The 17,156-nt window shown below is 65.0% G+C and carries 21 protein-coding genes and 2 tRNA genes; 17 read left to right on the plus strand and 6 right to left on the minus strand.

Features of this window, described 5'->3' with window-relative positions; translation table 11 throughout:
- The first annotated feature begins 215 nt into the window (after positions 1–215).
- Positions 216–1,127, plus strand: a complete 912-nt coding sequence (locus EV667_RS10805; RefSeq protein WP_131835355.1) for a class I SAM-dependent methyltransferase — start codon at positions 216–218, stop codon at positions 1,125–1,127.
- 168 nt (positions 1,128–1,295) lie between these two features.
- Here EV667_RS10805 and EV667_RS10810 read toward each other — a convergent pair whose 3' ends face one another.
- Positions 1,296–2,132 (minus strand): acyltransferase family protein, encoded by an 837-nt coding sequence (locus EV667_RS10810; protein ID WP_131835356.1) that lies wholly within the window; start codon positions 2,130–2,132, stop codon positions 1,296–1,298.
- A complete protein-coding gene (locus tag EV667_RS23230) occupies positions 2,129–2,377 on the minus strand; it encodes an acyltransferase family protein (protein ID WP_425359027.1) in 249 nt (82 codons plus the stop codon). The genes EV667_RS10810 and EV667_RS23230 overlap by 4 nt, the downstream gene beginning before the upstream one ends.
- A 445-nt stretch (positions 2,378–2,822) precedes the next feature.
- Between EV667_RS23230 and EV667_RS10820 the strand changes: the two genes are divergently transcribed.
- The 7 genes from EV667_RS10820 (at position 2,823) to EV667_RS10850 (ending at position 6,174) form a co-directional block, all read left to right on the plus strand.
- The gene (locus tag EV667_RS10820; protein ID WP_131835358.1) at positions 2,823–4,073 is read left to right on the plus strand and encodes an N-acetylmuramidase domain-containing protein; all 1,251 of its coding nucleotides are present in this window, start codon (positions 2,823–2,825) and stop codon (positions 4,071–4,073) included.
- 3 nt (positions 4,074–4,076) lie between these two features.
- Positions 4,077–4,496: a hypothetical protein gene (locus EV667_RS10825; RefSeq protein ID WP_131835359.1), complete on the plus strand. Its 420-nt coding sequence runs from the start codon at positions 4,077–4,079 to the stop codon at positions 4,494–4,496.
- Entirely contained in the window at positions 4,496–4,741 is a 246-nt protein-coding gene (locus EV667_RS10830) for a hypothetical protein (protein ID WP_131835360.1), read from the plus strand. The genes EV667_RS10825 and EV667_RS10830 overlap by 1 nt, the downstream gene beginning before the upstream one ends.
- Positions 4,738–5,160: a hypothetical protein gene (locus EV667_RS10835; RefSeq protein ID WP_131835361.1), complete on the plus strand. Its 423-nt coding sequence runs from the start codon at positions 4,738–4,740 to the stop codon at positions 5,158–5,160. Before EV667_RS10830 ends, EV667_RS10835 begins: the two co-directional genes overlap by 4 nt.
- Before the next feature lie 180 nt (positions 5,161–5,340).
- Positions 5,341–5,622 (plus strand): DUF982 domain-containing protein, encoded by a 282-nt coding sequence (locus tag EV667_RS10840; protein ID WP_131835362.1) that lies wholly within the window; start codon positions 5,341–5,343, stop codon positions 5,620–5,622.
- A gap of 71 nt (positions 5,623–5,693) precedes the next feature.
- The gene (locus EV667_RS10845; protein WP_131835363.1) at positions 5,694–5,912 is read left to right on the plus strand and encodes a hypothetical protein; all 219 of its coding nucleotides are present in this window, start codon (positions 5,694–5,696) and stop codon (positions 5,910–5,912) included.
- Between the two features lie 16 nt (positions 5,913–5,928).
- A complete protein-coding gene (locus tag EV667_RS10850; protein ID WP_131835364.1) occupies positions 5,929–6,174 on the plus strand; it encodes a hypothetical protein in 246 nt (81 codons plus the stop codon).
- Between the two features lie 123 nt (positions 6,175–6,297).
- Here the strand turns inward: EV667_RS10850 and EV667_RS10855 are convergent.
- The 3 genes from EV667_RS10855 to rpsU all read right to left on the minus strand — a co-directional run bounded on the left by EV667_RS10855 (position 6,298) and on the right by rpsU (position 7,110).
- Positions 6,298–6,374: transfer RNA gene (locus EV667_RS10855), tRNA-Pro, on the minus strand.
- Positions 6,375–6,523: 149 nt separating this feature from the next.
- Entirely contained in the window at positions 6,524–6,766 is a 243-nt protein-coding gene (locus EV667_RS10860) for a hypothetical protein (RefSeq protein WP_131835365.1), read from the minus strand.
- A gap of 62 nt (positions 6,767–6,828) precedes the next feature.
- Positions 6,829–7,110, minus strand: coding sequence for a 30S ribosomal protein S21 (gene rpsU / locus EV667_RS10865; RefSeq protein ID WP_131835366.1), 282 nt, complete (start codon positions 7,108–7,110; stop codon positions 6,829–6,831).
- A 416-nt stretch (positions 7,111–7,526) separates the two neighbouring features.
- On the opposite strand from rpsU, the gene EV667_RS10870 reads away from it, so the two are divergent.
- From EV667_RS10870 to EV667_RS22575, 7 genes are all read left to right on the plus strand, one after another.
- Positions 7,527–7,832 (plus strand): ETC complex I subunit, encoded by a 306-nt coding sequence (locus tag EV667_RS10870; RefSeq protein WP_131835367.1) that lies wholly within the window; start codon positions 7,527–7,529, stop codon positions 7,830–7,832.
- A 24-nt stretch (positions 7,833–7,856) separates the two neighbouring features.
- Positions 7,857–7,933 (plus strand) — tRNA-Arg (locus EV667_RS10875).
- 203 nt (positions 7,934–8,136) lie between these two features.
- Positions 8,137–8,721: a nucleoside 2-deoxyribosyltransferase gene (locus EV667_RS10880; protein ID WP_131835368.1), complete on the plus strand. Its 585-nt coding sequence runs from the start codon at positions 8,137–8,139 to the stop codon at positions 8,719–8,721.
- 164 nt (positions 8,722–8,885) lie between these two features.
- Positions 8,886–9,170, plus strand: coding sequence for a hypothetical protein (locus EV667_RS10885; RefSeq protein ID WP_131835369.1), 285 nt, complete (start codon positions 8,886–8,888; stop codon positions 9,168–9,170).
- Positions 9,171–9,305: 135 nt separating this feature from the next.
- The gene (locus EV667_RS10890; RefSeq protein ID WP_131835370.1) at positions 9,306–10,565 is read left to right on the plus strand and encodes an aminopeptidase; all 1,260 of its coding nucleotides are present in this window, start codon (positions 9,306–9,308) and stop codon (positions 10,563–10,565) included.
- A gap of 133 nt (positions 10,566–10,698) precedes the next feature.
- Positions 10,699–12,810 (plus strand): OmpA family protein, encoded by a 2,112-nt coding sequence (locus EV667_RS10895; RefSeq protein WP_245516110.1) that lies wholly within the window; start codon positions 10,699–10,701, stop codon positions 12,808–12,810.
- Between the two features lie 3 nt (positions 12,811–12,813).
- Positions 12,814–12,951: a hypothetical protein gene (locus tag EV667_RS22575; RefSeq protein WP_165901597.1), complete on the plus strand. Its 138-nt coding sequence runs from the start codon at positions 12,814–12,816 to the stop codon at positions 12,949–12,951.
- Between the two features lie 146 nt (positions 12,952–13,097).
- Here the strand turns inward: EV667_RS22575 and EV667_RS10900 are convergent, their stop codons facing one another.
- Positions 13,098–15,338: a lytic transglycosylase domain-containing protein gene (locus EV667_RS10900; RefSeq protein ID WP_131835371.1), complete on the minus strand. Its 2,241-nt coding sequence runs from the start codon at positions 15,336–15,338 to the stop codon at positions 13,098–13,100.
- Positions 15,339–15,700: 362 nt separating this feature from the next.
- On the opposite strand from EV667_RS10900, the gene dapA reads away from it, so the two are divergent.
- Complete coding sequence (gene dapA / locus EV667_RS10905; protein ID WP_131835372.1) at positions 15,701–16,591, plus strand: 4-hydroxy-tetrahydrodipicolinate synthase; 891 nt, start codon at positions 15,701–15,703, stop codon at positions 16,589–16,591.
- A gap of 38 nt (positions 16,592–16,629) precedes the next feature.
- Positions 16,630–17,103: an SsrA-binding protein SmpB gene (gene smpB, locus EV667_RS10910; RefSeq protein WP_131835373.1), complete on the plus strand. Its 474-nt coding sequence runs from the start codon at positions 16,630–16,632 to the stop codon at positions 17,101–17,103.
- Positions 17,104–17,156 lie beyond the last annotated feature (53 nt).

Below are 17,156 nucleotides of genomic sequence, written 5' to 3' on the forward strand. Positions count from 1 at the left end.
AGGCGCGCCAGCACTTTCCTGATGATCACGGTCGTCGCTCCCCCTGAGGGGCGGTAGCCTAATCCCGTGCCGGGGGGCGCCGCAAGCGCCATTCATCGAACACTCCAGCCGCCCTCAGGTCGGCTTTTATATTGTTAGGCTGCCGCTACCATCCCAGTACCCCCATGGCGCCACTGGTTGCACCTGTATATGTTATCGCAATGCTCGGGGGGCTCATGGAAAAGACATATCATTTCCGACACATCGAAGTCTGCAACATGTGCGGCGGCGACGCGTCCAAGGCGAAGTCCCTTGGCATGAGGTTAGATCGTAGCCAAGGTGTAAACCCGAAAGCAAAACTAGGGGTAGCCGTTGGTGTTGCGAAGTGTTCCGATTGTGGGCTCATATTTTCCCAGCCCATGCCCATCCCTGCATCAATTCACGATCATTATGGCATACCTCCGGAGACCTATTGGCGAGACCATTACTTCGCGGTCGAACCAGACTATTTTGGCATTCAAATCGATACCGCCAAGCGGCTGCTCGACTTCACTCCCGGTATGAAGGCGCTCGATATCGGCGCCGGGCTAGGCAAGACCATGGTCGCGCTTGACCGCGCCGGCTTCGCGACTTGGGGGATAGAGCCGTCTGTGCCATTTCGGAACAAGGCTCTTGAAATGAACGGAATTTCGGCAGAGCGGTTGCAAAATGCGAAGGTCGAAGAGGCCATTTTTGAGGAACGTTTCTTCGACTTCATAACGTTTGGCGCTGTGCTTGAGCACTTGTATGACCCGGCGGAGTCTATCGAATCCGCTATGCGGTGGCTGCGACCCGGCGGGATTATCCAGATCGAGGTTCCGTCATCCGGGCACTTCATGGCCAAGCTGTTCAACTTGTATTTTATGATGCGTGGGACCAATTACGTTACCAACCTCAGTCCCATGCACGCACCGTTCCACCTTTATGAGTTCTCATTGGAGAGCTTTCGTCGACATGCGACCACGGCCGGATACAGTATCGCCCATAGTTATTTCGACGTGGCATCGATCCACCAAATTCCGAGGTTTTTGCACCCGCTCGCCCGCGCATGGATGAAGCGCAATGACAGCGGGATGCAACTAACCGTGTATCTGCGCAAGCCTGGTTAATCCATCGCCGCAAGCGCCCACCACTGACGCCATCCAAAGCCGCCCCTCCGGGCGGCTTTTTCGTATCCCGACCTCTGACGTGGTTTATCGGCGCCGCGTTTTCGGCAAGTGGCGCTTGAGGTGAGGCGAGCAAAGGGGCGAGGGCGCGACCTCTGGATGCCGGCCTCGTTATCGAGCTGGGGCTACTTTTGACCTCCAGCGTTCGCGCAACGGTCTATCCATATACTGCTCAAGCAAGTAGCTGGTCGCAATCAAGATCAACAAAAACACGACGCCAATAAATACTGGTGGTGCGTCAGGCGAAATTCGGTTTGCAAACCCGTTCACGAGCCAAATCATCGGCCAGTGGATGGCGTACATTGGGAATGACAGCGTACCAAGAAGACCCATGAAGTTAGGGGCGATTTCGTTCGAGCACTTGCTGAGCGCCCAGATGGACAGTGGAAAAAGAAACCCGATACAGACTAGGTCATATATCGCCCGCCAATCGGCGCCGACAGGCGCAAGAAGCAGCGCCGCGACGAACAGAAGGTATACCCATGGGCTGTGATTGTACCCTTCCCCCCTTAGGCGGTGCACTGCGATGCCCGCGCTAAATGAGAAAATTGTTCGCAGTATTCCCGCTGGCATCTGGTGAAAATCTACACCGATATTTGCACTCCCATCAATGAACGAAAAGAACGAAAAGCCTAAGAACGATAATGCAAGTATTAGATATAGACCTCTCCCGCCGAGTCGCATCCACCAAGCATAAAGCACGTTCGCCGCAAGCTCGTATATTAATGACCATGCCGGCACATTGAGGGGCGCAATTGGTCCTCCCAAGATGAACGGAAAAAATACCAGAGCCGACGCGAGCGCTATGGAGAACTCTCCTGTCGGAATCGCTGATGGTGAACCTGTCGCCAACAGGGCCGCAGCCAACAGGGCGCCCAAAACAAGCCCAACAAAGTACACCGGGTAAAACCGCCGGGCACGAAGTTTGAAAAATGAAAAGGTCGTCAGGCGAGACGAAAATCCGTCTCATAGCGATGAGCGAGCACAAACCCGCTAAGAGCAAAGAAGACGTCCACGGCAAGATAGCCGCCGGGTGCTATGCGCCCGAAAAACGGCCATGCGTGGAATAGAACAACAATGAAAGCAGCGACGCCGCGAAGGCCATCCAGCGCATAGAAACGCCTGTACCGAGAAATTGCACCTGCGCCGCCATCAACTGCCCGCCGATCACCCGTCTCCAAAGCGTGCCTCACTCGCAATCATAGTCCCATCCAAAGCCGCCCCTCCGGGCGGCCTACCCCTTCGGGGCGCCGAACATCTCGGCTGAGGCTTAGCGACCGCTGGCGAGTTTGCCGGACGCGCCCGAAAGCGCGCCCGGCCACCTAACCAAGGCTCTGGCGGAGAAATGGTCGGGCGGGGCTGCCTATAGCCGAGAGAGCCGACCTTTGGGAAGCCTCTTGGCATTTCTCAAGCCACCCACCTAGCGTTTTGGGGCGCAGGCTTGCGGACCTGCGCCCCAGTCGTCCGACCAAATTTGGGAAACGACCTTTGGTCGAGCCCCGGATTGTCTTGGCACAATCGACCGATGTCAAAGGGGTCGTCGCGCGCCTCTTAAAGTTGGCCCAGACCGTTAGCCCATCACATTTCCCAGCCGCCCCTCCGGGCGGCTTTTTCGTATCCCGACATCGGAGTGATCCTATGACCGCCTTTGGCGACTTCACGGGCCGCGCGGAGCGGCTCGACGACATCGATCTGCCTCGCATCGCCTCGCGCATCGGCGTCGGCGAGGATGAACTCCATGCGCTGATCGAGGTGGAGACCAAGGGCGGCGGCTTCGACAGCCGGGGCCGCCCGCGCATCCTGTTCGAGCCGCATGTCTTCTATCGTTGCCTGTCGGGCGCCAAGCGCGACAAGGCCGTGGCGCAGGGGCTCGCCTATGCGAAGTGGGGGCAGAAGCCCTATGGCAAGGAAAGCGAGCAGTATCCCCGCCTGGTGCGCGCCATGGCGATCGACGAGACGGCAGCGCTGAAGGCGTGCAGCTGGGGCCTGCCGCAGATCCTTGGCGAGAACCACGCCATGATTGGATTCAGCTCCGTGCAGGACATGGTGCGCGCCTTCCTCGATGACGAGGAAGCGCACCTCGAGGCCATGGTCGCCTTCATCCGCGCGGCGAAGATCGACGATGATTTGCGGCGGATCGCGGCGCTCAATCGCCCCTCGACGGCTGAGGATTGGCGGGAGGTGGCGCGGCCCTATAACGGCCCGAAATACGCCAAGCATGGCTATCACACGCGGCTCGCCAAGGCGCATGTGAAGTGGCGCGGCATCCGTGACACGGCTTGGTCGGCGCCGCTGCCGCCGGCGCGGCCGGCCGATATTGACCTGGTGGCTGCCCCGGCGCAGATCGCCGCGCCGGCCATGACGGAATACGAGGTGCGCGCGCTGCAGCAGCAGCTGAAGGATGCGCTTTACGACCCGGGATTCGTCGACGGAAAGATGGGCACCCGCACGAGGGCGGAACTGTTCGCCGTCCAGACCGACAATGGCCTGCCGGCGACGGGCGAGATGAACCCGGAGACCCGGGCGTTCATCCTCACCCATGGCGTGCCGACGCGGCACCTGGCACCGGAGCGCGAGACGGCGACTGCGGCGAGCCTCGCCGGGGCCGGACGGCTTCCGCCGGCGGCGCAGGCGGCGCTGAAGGGTGGCTTCTGGGCCAAGGTGCAGGCGGCGTTCGCGACCGTCGCCATGATGATCTATGGCGCGTGGGAACAATCCGGCGATACCCTGTCGGCGCTCTCTCCCTTCAAAGAGGATCTGTTCGCCGCCGGGCCTTGGCTGTTCTTTGGCGCGGTGATCGCCATCTCGCTCGTGCTCTGGCTGCGCTCGCGCAACGCCGTCGACCAGACGGTGCGGGCGGTGCGCCTCGGCCGCGACACGGGGGCATGAGCCATGGGCTGGCTTTGGAAGTTAGCCACCTGGGCGCTGTCCTTCGCCTCCAGCGGGGCAGTCGGCCGGGTGCTCGACACCTTCGACAAGAGGACCGATGCGCAGACCGAAAAGGAGCGGATGCACACCGAGGTGACGAAAGAGGCGATCCGCGCCGAGGTGGAAGCGCAGAAGGCGGGGCGCGAAATCCTCATTGCCGAGCAGGGCCGCTGGTACACGGCGATCATTCGGCCGCTCTTCGCACTGCCGTTCGTCATCTACATCTGGAAGCTGGTCGTCTGGGACAAGGTGCTGTCGCTCGGCGCAACCGATCCGCTCTCGACGCAGCTCTCCGACATCATGCTGACCGTGATCGGCGCCTTCTTCATCGGCCGCACAACCGAAAAGGTGGTGGACCGCATCATGTCAGGAAGGGGCCGCTGATGCCGCCGCCAGTGCACTTCGAGGATCTCGATGACGAGGTCAAAGAGTTCCTTTTGAGCCTCGACAAGGAGAAGGTCTCCAAGCTCAACGAGGCCGTGCGCTTCTACGATGCGTCGAAGACCGTGTCGAAGTTCCTGCGGATATGCCTCTACACGACCGTCGCAATCTTCATCACCACTGCGGCCTTGGGGGAGGCCATTCAGAAGATTTGGGGCTGGGTAACTTCGACAGGAGGCCCGAAATGATCTGGCGTGTCACGACACTCATGTCGCTCGCCCTGCTCGCCGGCTGGGCCGGTTGGCAGGTTTCCGATAGGTCGCCGCCGGTCGTGGTCTATTCCGCCAAACCCGAGGGGCCTGCCACTGCCGGCGGCCCGCTGCGCATCTCCTACACACTCAACCGCCTTCGCCAGTGCGACACCATCGTCGATCGCATGGTCGTCGACAGCCGGCAGACCCGCTTCATCCTCGATCCGCTGATCTTTGCGACCGGGGCGGGGCCGATCGGCCAGGAGCAATATGTCTCGGTCGTCAACGTGCCTGCGGAGGCGGCGCCGGGCCCGGCCATCTACCGAACGACATCCCGGTTCACGTGCAGCCCCATCAACGCGCTCTGGCCGATCTATGCACCGTCGCGGGAGATCGGCTTTGTCATCGCCCCGTGATGGGCGGAACACTGGCAGATTCTCCGTGTTTTCATAGGCGCCGCTGACTGCGGCGGCTGTCGTCACCACCTGCCCCGCCCTCCTTCGGGAGGGCGGGGCTTTTGTCGTTTCTGGGCCTGAAACGGACGGTGAATATGTGCGTTGGATGGGCTCCAGGTACAGCATCGAAGGGCGCCGCTCATGATCCCGATATCGTCGGTCCATGTGTGGGAGGGGGCATCGGTTAGGCGAACGCTGACCGATGTCGAGGGAGCCGCCAACTTTCTGCTGATCAAATGGCCGAGCGGCATGATGGACACGCCGGCGCACCGGGCGGCGCAGGTGGCGGCGCTGGATGTGCTCGGCGGACATCGCTCGCCGGAGGAGTTTAGGCGCGCCTTGACGGTCGCGGCCGGCGAAGCCGGTATCCTTGTGGAGGATGCCGCACCGATGGCTGCGAAGTCGGTGCGTCGTCGTCGATAGCGCGGCCTGCCCCACTTGTTCTCTCTTCGTTCTCATGGAATCTATGCCGCCATCGACTGATGGAGGATGCCATGGAGATCGCCGCCAAGACCGTGCCCGCCGACGTGTATGACGTAAGCGAAGCCCAGGTAGATCAAGCAGTCGCGGCTTGCGAGGGTGATCTGCGTGCGACAGTCCGCGCTCTCATCGTCGGCCAAGTCTATCTGCAGGCCACAATCCAGAAGCAGGTCTCGGCCGGCTATGTCCGCCGGCTGCCGTTTGCCCGGCTCGACGCGGTGCAGGGAAAGTGAGGTTCAGCGTGCTGGTATGGCGTCGCTGAACGGCACCCTCGGCGACTGCATTGCGCATCGGCAGGGTATCCGGGCGACCTGCCTGGCGTGCTGGCATCATCGCGAACTCGACATACCGGCGCTCGCCGCAAGGCTCGGGCCGGATCACGGCGCGTTGCACAACGACCTCGTGCCCAAGCTTCGCTGCGCCGAGTGTGGCAGCAAGCGAATCGCGCTCACGATGCTGGCGGCGTGGGTCCCGACATGGGGAGGAACTATCTGATATCCCGCCAGCTAGCGCGTTGCTCGCGCCTCCCCAGAACGGCCGGGGAACGACCGTCAGAACGCTTTGTCAGAACGCTGTCAGAACGGGTTGCAAATCAACTATACAAATCAATGGATTGCATGGTCGGGGCAGCAGGATTCGAACCTGCGACCTGAAGTACCCAAAACTTCCGCGCTACCGGGCTGCGCTATGCCCCGACACCTTGAATGCCCGCCGCAGCGGGCACCGTCTTCTCGCCCGCTGGGGCCGGGCCGCTGTCAGATGGCACAGAAGGGTCCCGGTCGGCAAGATGGGGCTCGCGGAAGGCCCGCGCCGCGTCGGGCGCCGGCCATCCGCCGAACCGTGCCTATCGGGCGGAGGCGACCTTGCGCTTGGCGGCCGGGGCCGGCTTGGCCGCTGCCGCCGCGCGCTCGGATGCCTCTTTCGCCAACCGCGCCGCCCGCAGCTGGGCTGTCTTGGCCTCCCGCCGGGCAACTTCCTGATGGATCGTCTCCATGGCGGCGCGCGAGATCGCCTCGGCCTTCGTTTCCAGCCGGGTAAGCGCCGGCTTGGAGAGGGGAACGGCGGAGGCGGGCAAGGTATGGCTCATGGGTCGATTCCTTTCGATGTCGTCAGGCACGGTCTCAAGGCGCGTGAGGTCGCAGCGCTGAATTATTCGGTCGAAGGCGCCTGCGGGGCCGCCGGGCGGGCGAAGGCCGGGCGGGTGGAGGGCTTCTTCTTCGGGGCGGCAATGAGCCCCTCGCGAACCGCCTGCTTGCGCGCCACCTTGCGAGCGCGCCTAACGGCTTCGCCAGCTTCGCGGTTACGACGCTCGGAGGGCTTCTCATAGGCGCGGCGCGCCCGCATCTCGCGGAAGATGCCTTCGCGCTGCATCTTCCTCTTCAGAACCTTCAACGCCTGGTCGACATTGTTATCGCGTACGAGAACCTGCAAATCCTGTCCAATCCTGTGGTCAAATCGAATGGTAAAAACCGCCATCGCGAACGACGACGTTTCTCCTATATAGGACGAGCGACAGAAAAAGTCAGGGGTGTTTACGCGTCGGCACGCGCGCGGGAGGCGCCACAGAGCCGCCGAACGGGCCGATTGGGGACATTGGATCCTTCCGCAGCGGGGCCGAATTGCCTCCCCGCACCCGCGAATGCTGACCGAGGGCCCCACGGCGCGGCGATGCCTCGGACAATGTCGGTGAGAGAAGGCACGACTATCGAGGGGGGGCGGATGGGGAAGCGGGCGTGGGCCATTGCCAGAACGTAGTGACCGCCTTAATCAGGGCGAGCGAGGCGCTTGGCCGCTTCGACGCTGGCGCGCGGCGCGGCGGAGGTGGCGAGGCAAGGGAGCGAGGGGAAATGGTCGCACGCATCTACAAGCCGACCCGGACCGCCATGCAGTCCGGCAACGCACGCACCAAGCTCTGGGTGCTCGACTACGAGCCCGAGCAGCCTCGCCTGGTCGAGCCGCTGATGGGTTATACCAGCTCCGGCGACATGAACAGCCAACTGCGTCTGCGCTTCGACACGAAGGAAGAGGCCGTTGCCTATGCCGAGCGGCACGGCATCGCCTATCAATTGCAGGAGCCGCAGGAAGCTTCCCGGCGCCGCATGGCCTATTCCGACAATTTCAGCTTCCGTCGCATCGGCCAGTGGACCCATTGACCGCCCTGCCGGCGGGAAGAAGCGGACCGCGTAGCTCAGCTGGATAGAGCAGCCGCCTTCTAAGCGGCAGGTCGCTGGTTCGAGCCCAGCCGCGGTCGCCATCCCTTGCCGGACGCAGGCGCCATAACCGCATCGGTCGCGGAAAGGGCAGGGGAGGCTAGAGCCCGCTCCGATCAGGTGGCATAACCTGAACGAGGAGAAAGCCCCCATTAATCAATAAGCTGGAGCATTTTCTCGTCGCGAAAGTCTGTCAACTTTCGCGGAAAATGCTCTAAGCCAGCCGTCGCCTGTTTCGCGAGTCCCCATGCACCCCATCCTTCGCCTCTATCTCGCCGGGCCGGAAGTGTTCCGGCCGGACGCCGCCCAGGAGGGTGCGCGGCTGCAGGCGCTCTGTGCCGCGGCGGGCGCCGAAGGCCTGTTTCCGCTTCACGCCGAAGAGGCGGACATCCGCCGGGCCTGCCTGGAGATGATCGACGCGGCCGATGCGGTAGTCGCCAACATCACACCGTTTCGCGGCACCCACATGGACCCCGGCACCGCCTTCGAGATCGGCTATGCCGAAGCGCGCGGCAAGCCGGTGTTTCTGTGGTCGGCCGATCGTCGCCCTCTCACCGAGCGCCACCCTCCAGTGGCCGAAGGCCGGGACGGCGAGGGGCATCTGGTGGAGGACTGGGGCAAGCCGGAAAACCTGATGATCGTGCCCGATGGGCGTGGTGTCGGCGCCACTCCGGAAGACGCCATCACTGAGGCGATGGCCGCCCTCGATTTCGCGGTGCGCAACCGCGATCTGCAGCGGCGCACCCGTCGATCCGTGGCAATCGCCATTGCGGTGAGCTTGGTTGCCGCGCTGCTGGCCGGCACCCTCGCCGACTGGCTGGTTGGATGGTAACGGAAGCCGGAGGCCGGGCATTCGTCGGCCGATGTCTTGAACCACGCGCCTGCGCAAAGATGTGAACGGAACCATTTCCTGCATTGCGCCGTTATCTGATCGAACGGGCCGGAATTCACGTTCTGACCCAGAAGCAAAAGCTTTCAGAAGACGGAGATGACAACATGCGTAAGTTCGTTCTTGCCTCTGCTACTCTGGGCATCCTTACCGCCGGCGGCCTTGGCGCCGCTTTCGCCGACCAGACCGGCTATCGCGGCCAGGTTTATGAGGGGCGCAACGCCTATATGGGCGAGCGTTATTATGGCGAGCCGGTCTATGCGCCGCAGTACCGCACCGCGCCGCTTGGCCCGTCTTACGGCTATGAGCCGTCCTATGCCGACCCGTGGTACATGCGCGGCGATCAGGCGATCATCAACCAGGAGCGTGCGAACAAGCGCAGCGAGCGCTGATTTCGCAACGGAATTCCTGATGGAACGGGCGGGCCTTGGGCTCGCCCGTTTTCGTTTGTATAGGCTCCGGCTTGACGGGCGGCACCGCGCGTTTCTTGAATGGCAGCGACGCGCCGCCTTCGTTCGGAGATCAGCATGACCAAGCACGCCGGTACACTTCCCGATCTGCTCTCGCATGAGGAAAGGCTGGACCGGCTTGGCGCCGTTGCCGTCCATGTCGGGCTGGGCCTGCGGCCGGGGCAGGAACTGGTGATGACCGCCTCGCTCGACGCCCTGCCGCTGGTGCGCCGAATCACCGAGCATGCCTACAAGGCCGGCGCAAGCCTCGTGACGACCTTGTTCAGCGACGAGGAAGCGTCGCTGATGCGATTCCGCAACGCACCCGACGACAGTTTCGACACGGCGAGCGGCTGGCTCTATGAGGGCATCGCCAAGGCGTTCGAATCCGGCGCGGCCCGGCTCGCCATAGCCGGCGAAAACCCGTCGCTTCTGGCCAATGAGGACCCGGACAAGGTGTCCCGCGCCAACCGGGCGCGCTCCAGGGCCTATATGCCGGCGCTGTCGCATATCGCCAATTTCGACATCAACTGGACCATCGTCTCCTATGCATCGCCGGCCTGGGCGAAGGCGATGTTTCCTGATGACCCCGAGGACATCGCGGTCGCCAAGCTTTGGCACGCCATCTTCGCGGCATCGCGGGTCGACGCGGCCGATCCAGTCGCGGCGTGGGCGGCGCATAATGCCGAATTGCAGGCGCGCACCGGGCGGCTCAACGCGCAGCGCTACGCCGCCCTGCGCTTCCGGGGGCCGGGCACCGACCTCACCGTCGGGCTGGCCGACGAACACGAATGGGCAGGCGGCGCATCGGAGGCCAAGAACGGCATCGTGTGCAACGCCAACATCCCCACCGAGGAAGTTTTCACCACTCCGCACCGAGCCCGGGTCGACGGCTATGTCGCCAGTACCAAGCCGCTGTCCTATCAGGGCACGCTGATCCAGGATATCGCGGTGCGCTTCGAGGGCGGACGCATCGTCGAGGCGCAGGCGCGCACCGGGGCGGACGTGCTGAACAAGGTGCTGGACACTGACGAGGGCGCTCGCCGGCTTGGCGAGGTGGCGCTGGTGCCGCATTCCTCGCCGATCTCGAAGAGCGGCCTTCTGTTCTACAACACGCTCTATGACGAGAACGCCGCCAGCCACATCGCGCTCGGCCAGTCCTATTCCAAGTGCTTCGTCAACGGCGCCTCGCTCACCCCGGACGAACTGGCAGCGCGCGGCGCCAATGCGAGTCTCATACATATCGACTGGATGATCGGTTCCGGCGAGGTCGATGTCGACGGCATCGGCGCATCCGGCGCCGCCGAGCCGGTGATGCGCAAGGGCGAATGGGTTTGAGCGGACGGATTTCCGCGCATGGGCGTGAGCATGGTGCTTTGGAGCGGGGCGGCTTCCTGATGTCGGCGATCTATGGTCAAGTCCGCTGGCTTTGCGATCGGCCGAATCCGGTCGCCGGACGGGGGACGTTGTGATGTGTCGTTGGCGCGCCTGGTGGAAAGGGCTACCCGCCCTTGCCGTGCTGGTGGCGCTGGCCGTCATCTTCGGGCGGGCGCCGGTGGAGCGGGACATGACCGAGCGGGCGGCGACGCTGCTCTCGGTCATCGGCGAATCCTGGGCCCATGCCCGCTTCGAGGGCCGCAACGCCCTGCTGGAAGGCGAGGCCCTGTCCGAGGAAGCGCGAATCAAGGTGCGCTACGAACTGGCGCGGCTGTCGGGCGTGCGGGTGGTCGAAGACCTGACGACCTTGTTGCCGGAGCGCCGACCCTTCACCTTCGCCGCCATCCGCGACGGCAGCAAGCTGCACCTGGAAGGCTATGTGCCTTCTTCCTATGCGCGTCGGCGCATCGCCGAGGCTGCGGCCGCCATGGCGCCGGGCATCGTGGTGACGGGAGAGGCGGAGCTGGTACGGGCGCGCGGCGTGCCGGCCGGCGATTTCATCGGCGTCGTCATCTTTGGCATCCAGCAACTCGCCAAGATGCCGGCGGGCCGCATCACCATTTCCGACGATGCCTTTTCGATCGAGGGCCGGGCGCCTGATTTCGCCAGCTATGACGCGCTGGAAGTCACCGTCCGCAGCGAATTGCCCGGCGATTTCGACCTGGCGCGCTTTGCCGTGCTGCCGCCCATCGTGTCGCCCTTCATCTGGTCGGCGGCGCGCGAGAAGGACGGCGACGTGACGCTTTCGGGCTACATCCCGCTCGGCGACGCCCGGCGCGCTTTGCTCGACATGGTACGCGGCGCGGTGCCGGGGGCGGCGATCTCCGACCGGCTCCGGCTGGCCGATGGCGCCCCGCCGACCGAGGGCTGGCTCAAGGCGGTCGCCTTCGCCCTCGGCCAGCTCGGCCGGCTGCCGAACGGCACGGTGACGCTCTCCGGCACCACCATCGCCATCGACGGCACGGCGCCCGATTTCGCCGCTTATGACGCACTGGCGGGAGCGCGGCGAAACGTGCCGGAGGGCTATACACTGACGCGGTTCGCCGTCGAGCCGCCGCGCGTCGATCCCTTTGTGTGGGGCGTGCAGCGCACGGCGAACGGGCTGCGGCTGACCGGCTATGCCCCCTCAGAGGAAGCCAAACGGTTGGTTCTCGACGCGGTGCGCGGTGATTTTCCCGGCGTGCCGGCAAGCGACGAAATGCGGATCGCAATGGGTGGCCCGGCCGGCGAGGCGTGGGTCGCGGCCACCAGCTTCGGCGTCGACCAGCTCTCGCGACTGCGGCAGGGCGCGGTGCGCGGCACAGGCACGACGCTCTCCATCTCCGGCGAGGCGCTCGATGCGGCCGCCTTCACGGCCGTTCGCGCCGCGCTGGAACAGTCGCCGCCGCGCGGCTTCACCCTGCGCAGCGATGTACGCCCGCCGGTTGTCTCGCCCTATGTCTTCAGCCTGCGCAAGGATGGCGACGGCCTGACGCTGTCAGGCTTCTTCCCCTCGCCCTCCGAGCATGAACGCCTGGTCGAGGCCGCCAAGACCCAGTTCTTCGGCGCCCGCCTGAACGACGTGTCGGCGATCGCACAAGGTGCGCCGCAGGGCTTCACCGCCGCCGTCATGACGGCGATGCGCCAGCTCTCGCGGCTGGAAAGCGGCGAGGTGCGTTTCGACGACGCCCAGTTGAAGGTCACGGGCACGGCGCTCTATCCCGAGGCTGTCGCCTCGGTGCGTGCCAATCTGGCCGCCGGCCTGCCCTCCGGCTTCACGCTCGACGTGGCTCTCGATGTCGCGCCGCCGCCGGCACAGGTGGATGCCACGGCGTGCCAAAGCGTCATCAATCATCTGCTGGAGAGGGGCAGCATCGCTTTCGCCGCGACGGACGCGACCATCGAGACCTCCAGCTTCGGCCTGCTCGACCGAATCGCCGCCGCCGCCGCGAGTTGCCCGGACTCACTGATCGAGATTTCCATCCGTCAGCCGGACACGGAAGCTTCCGTGGCAGCCGCGCGTGCCCAGTCGCTGGTGCAGTATCTCGCCGCCGCCGGCATCGCGCCGGACCGGCTGATCACCGGCGAGCAGCCTTCGCTCGCGGCACAGACCCCGGCCGCTACGGGCGCCCCCACCGCCGCCGGCGTGCAGTTGATCGTGAGGTGAGGCATGTTGTTCCTGGCCCTTGAACTCTGGCCCTATCTGGTCGCCGCCCTCGCCATCGGACTTGCCACCGGCTGGTGGAGCGGCTGCGCACCCGCACGGCTGAGAACACCAGCCGCCGACACGAAGAAGGGCGCGTCATGACCTCTTTCGCCATCGACGTGACGCTGCTTCTGGTGGGGACCTATGTCGTGGGCTGCATAGGCGGCTGCTGGCTCCGCCGCATGATGAGCGGCCGCCGGCAGGGCTGACGCCGGCGAGGGGGCGGCTGAGACGCCGCCTCGCTGCGTTCACATCCGCGAGCCGCGCAGATCCGCCTCGATTTGCAGCGAATCGCGCGAGCCGAAGCGCGATTTGTAGACCTGCGCATTCTCCATCACCCGCTGCACATAGTTGCGCGTCTCGGAGAACGGGATGCGCTCCACCCAGTCGATGGGATCGACCGAGGGGTCGCGCGGGTCGCCATAGGCGGCGATCCACTTGGCCACATTGCCGCGCCCGGCATTGTAGGCCGCGAAGGTCAGCACATAATTGTTCTGGTAGTTGTCGAGCAGACTGCGCAACTCGGCGGCGCCGAACTGCACGTTCACGGTCGGATGGCCGAGGCGCTGTGGATCGAGAGTCGTTCCCGTCCGCCGGGCGATGGTGCGGCCGGTGGCCGGCATCACCTGCATGAGGCCCGTCGCCCCGGCGCTCGACCGCGCGCTTGGGTTGAACATGCTTTCCTGCCGGGCAATCGCATAGACCAGCGAGCGGTCGACATCCTCGGTGATCGGCCGGTAGGCGGGAATGCCGATGGTGGGATAGGCCTCGGCCTCCAGCGGAATGCCTCGATTGAGCGCCACCTTGCCAATCATCGTCATAGCGCGCGCATCGCCCTGCTGCTTGGCGAGCTCGGCGAGCAGGCCGAGCTGCGCCGCGTCGGGCAACCGCTCGGCGAGGTCGTAACCAAGCGCGATGGAGAGGTTCGATTTGTCGAGCTTCTCCAAAAGCTTGAAGATCATTACCCCTTCGTCGCGGTTGAACGCGTTGCGCTGGGCGGCGTTGGCAGCCGGCGCGGCCTGGATTTTCACCCGCGAATTGCCGAGCCGCGCGGCGGAGAGCTGGCCGTAATAGGCGGTGCCGTACTGGGCTGCCGTGGCATACTGCGAGCGGGCATTGGCGGTGGAGCCAAGCGCCTCATAGGCGCGGCCCTGCCAGTAATAACCGCGCGACACGGTGGCGGGATGGCTCTGCCGCTCCGGCACCTTGGCGAAATGCGCCAGCGCCGCCTTGGGTTCGTTGAGGTAGCGCAGCGCCAGCCAGCCGGACATGAAATGATGGTCGGCCCGCATGTGCTCGTCTTCCGGCTCGGCCGCCTCGCGCGCCACCTTGTAGGCGGTGCGGGCATCGCCCTTGTCGAGCAGGCCGCGCGCCACCAGCCGGCGCTCCACCCACCATTCGTCCGGGTCGACAAGCAGGGCGCCATCCCTGGGCGCGCTGGAAAGCGTGCGCGCGGCGGCGGCATGGTCGCCCTGCCGGCGCTGCATCTTGGCCAGGGTGTAGATGTAGGCGGGGTCGGAGCGCAGCGAGGCCGGCACCGCTGCCAGCAGCTTGGCGGTATCGCCTTTGCCGGTGGACAAAGCGATGCGGGCCCGCGCCAACGCGACCACGTCATTGCCGGCGCGTTGGGCAGCGCGCAGCCCACGTTCGCTGTCTTCGGCATAAAGCAGCTTGTCGGCGCGGTATTTGTGGTCGGTGCGGGTCAGCAGGCCGCCGAATTCGACCATCACGGTCGATTCGGTGTCGGAGCCCAGCGCATCCTCCTGCCAGGCATTGCGCAGCCAGGCGGCGCCCGCCTTCTGGTCGCCGGCGGCGAACAGCGCGCGGGCCAGGGCGATCTTGCCTTCGCCGGAATAGGGCGCCTGCTCGGCGAAGAAGCCGAGGATGGTCTGCGGGTCCTTGTTTTCGACATAGAGCAGATATTCGAGCCGACGGCGCAGCACGATCGGCGTCGGCAAGGTCGGGTGGGCCTGAAGAATCGTGACGGCCCGGTCATAGCCGACGTCGCGCGCAGTGACGCGCAGCGCCAGCCAGCGCACCAGCGCCTGCGCACCGGGATCGCGCATCCGGTCGGCGATGGCGAGCGCCTGGGCGCTCTGGCCCTTGTCGATGAGGTCGGTGGCGGTCTTGAGGTCGCCGCTCGCCCCGGCCAATGCCGGCGACGCCGCAAGCGCCATGCCCCCGGCGGCCGAGGCGGCCGTCACCTTGGAGGTGGCGCTGAGCGTCGGCTTGGCGGCGGGGGTCGGCGCGGTCTTCTTCGACGCCGTGGTCGCCGGCTTTGCCTTGGCGGGCTTGGCGGAGGTTTTGGCGGCCGGCTTGGGCGCGGGCGTCGGCGTCTGTGCTTGTGCCGTCGCAATGGAAAGCGCGGGAATGATTCCGGCAGAACCGAGCAGCAGCGCGGCCGCGAGCGGCAACACCGCGCCGGCGCGGCGACGGGAGTCGTTTTCGGAACGCCGCCGCAGCGGATGTTCGTTGACGCACTCGCTCATGGCGGCTCGCTCTCCTGACAAACGCATAGTGCCCGTCACCACCCACCTGGCGGCCGACACGGGCAGCTTCAGTTGTCGCGCGATCTTATTGACGAAGTGCTAACCACAACCCGTGCGCCGCCCCTGCGTTCAACCGGCGCACCTGGAATGTAGCCGCGCAACCCGGCGAAACGGGGGCAGCATGCCGCAGCCGCGGGCGCTTTGCCAGCCTTTGCCGCGGAAGCGCCAAGTTGGGAACACCAACGGTGTACACCAACAAGGCACTTCCTTCGGCGGCGCCGACGCGATATCTGATGCCCCCTTCGCCGCGACACGCTTGGCCGTGTTGCGCGACAAGGACGAGAAAGCTTCAGGAGCGCGCCATGTCCCACCCGCTGCCCTTCCGTGGATCCTTTACGGCGCTTGTCACGCCGTTCCGCGATGGCGCGCTGGACGAGAAAGCGTTCCGGGATCTTGTCGACTGGCAGGTTGCGGAAGGCATCCACGGCCTCGTGCCCGTTGGCACGACCGGCGAGAGCCCGACCGTTTCCCATGACGAGCACAAGCGCGTGGTGGAATGGACCGTCGCCCAGGTGGCGGGTCGGGTACCGGTGATTGCCGGCGCCGGTTCCAACAACACCATCGAGGCTATCGACCTTGCCCGCCACGCCGAAAAGGCAGGGGCGGACGCCGTGCTCGTGGTCACGCCCTATTACAACAAGCCCGGCGCCGAGGGCCTGTACCAGCATTACAAGGCCATCAACGACGCCATCGGCATCCCGATCTACATCTACAACATCCCCGGCCGGTCGGTGATCGACATGTCGGTGGAGACGATGGCGCGGCTGTATGAGCTGCCCAACATCGCCGGCGTGAAGGACGCGACCGCCAATCTCGTGCGGGTCAGCCAGCAGCGCCAGGCGATGGGCGCGGGCTTCAACCAGCTTTCCGGCGAAGACGCCACCGCGCTGGCCTTCATGGCCCATGGCGGCGACGGCTGCATCTCGGTCGCCTCGAACGTGGCGCCCAAGCTTTGCGCGCAGCTCATCGACGCCTGCATCGCCGGCGACTACGTGAAGGCGCTGGAGCTTCAGGACCGGCTGTTCCCGCTGTTCCAGGCGCTGTTCGTTGAAACCAACCCGAGCCCCACCAAATATGCACTGAGCCTGCTCGGCAAGATCGCCGACGAGGCGCGCCTTCCCATGGTGCCTGTCACCGAAAAGACCAAGGAAACCGTCCGCGAGGCCATGCGCCACGCCGGGATCCTCAACTGACGCAGGCCGGGGCATTTGCTCCGGTTCGGAGCAAAGCGATGGCCGAGAAGAAGACACAGGACCGCAAGGTCGTTGCCGACAACCGGCGGGCGCGCTTCGATTTCGAAATCGGGGAAGTGTTCGAGGCCGGCATCGCGCTCTCCGGCACCGAGGTGAAAAGCCTGCGCAGTGGCCGCGCGACGGTGGCGGAGAGCTATGTCTCCGCCAAAACGGGCGAGGCGATCATCTACAACACCTTCATCCCGGAATATCTCCAGGCCAACCGCTTCAACCACGAGCCCCGCCGCCCCCGCAAGCTGCTGCTGCACAAGCGCCAGATCGCCAAGATCTGGCAGGCGGTGGAGCGCGAGGGCATGACGGTGGTGCCGCTGCGCATCTATTTCAACGAGCAGGGCCGAGCCAAGGTGGAAATCGCCATCGCCCGCGGCCGCAAGGCGCATGACAAGCGCGAGGCGCTCAAGGCCAAGGACTGGGCGCGCGACAAGCAGCGCCTCATGCGCGACCGGGGATAGAGATCGTCGGCCCCACCTTATTCGTCGTCCCGGATGGCCGCAGGCCGATCCAG

Origin of the sequence: Ancylobacter aquaticus (genome assembly GCF_004339465.1) — a bacterium.
GTDB classification, from domain to species: Bacteria; Pseudomonadota; Alphaproteobacteria; order Rhizobiales; family Xanthobacteraceae; genus Ancylobacter; species Ancylobacter aquaticus.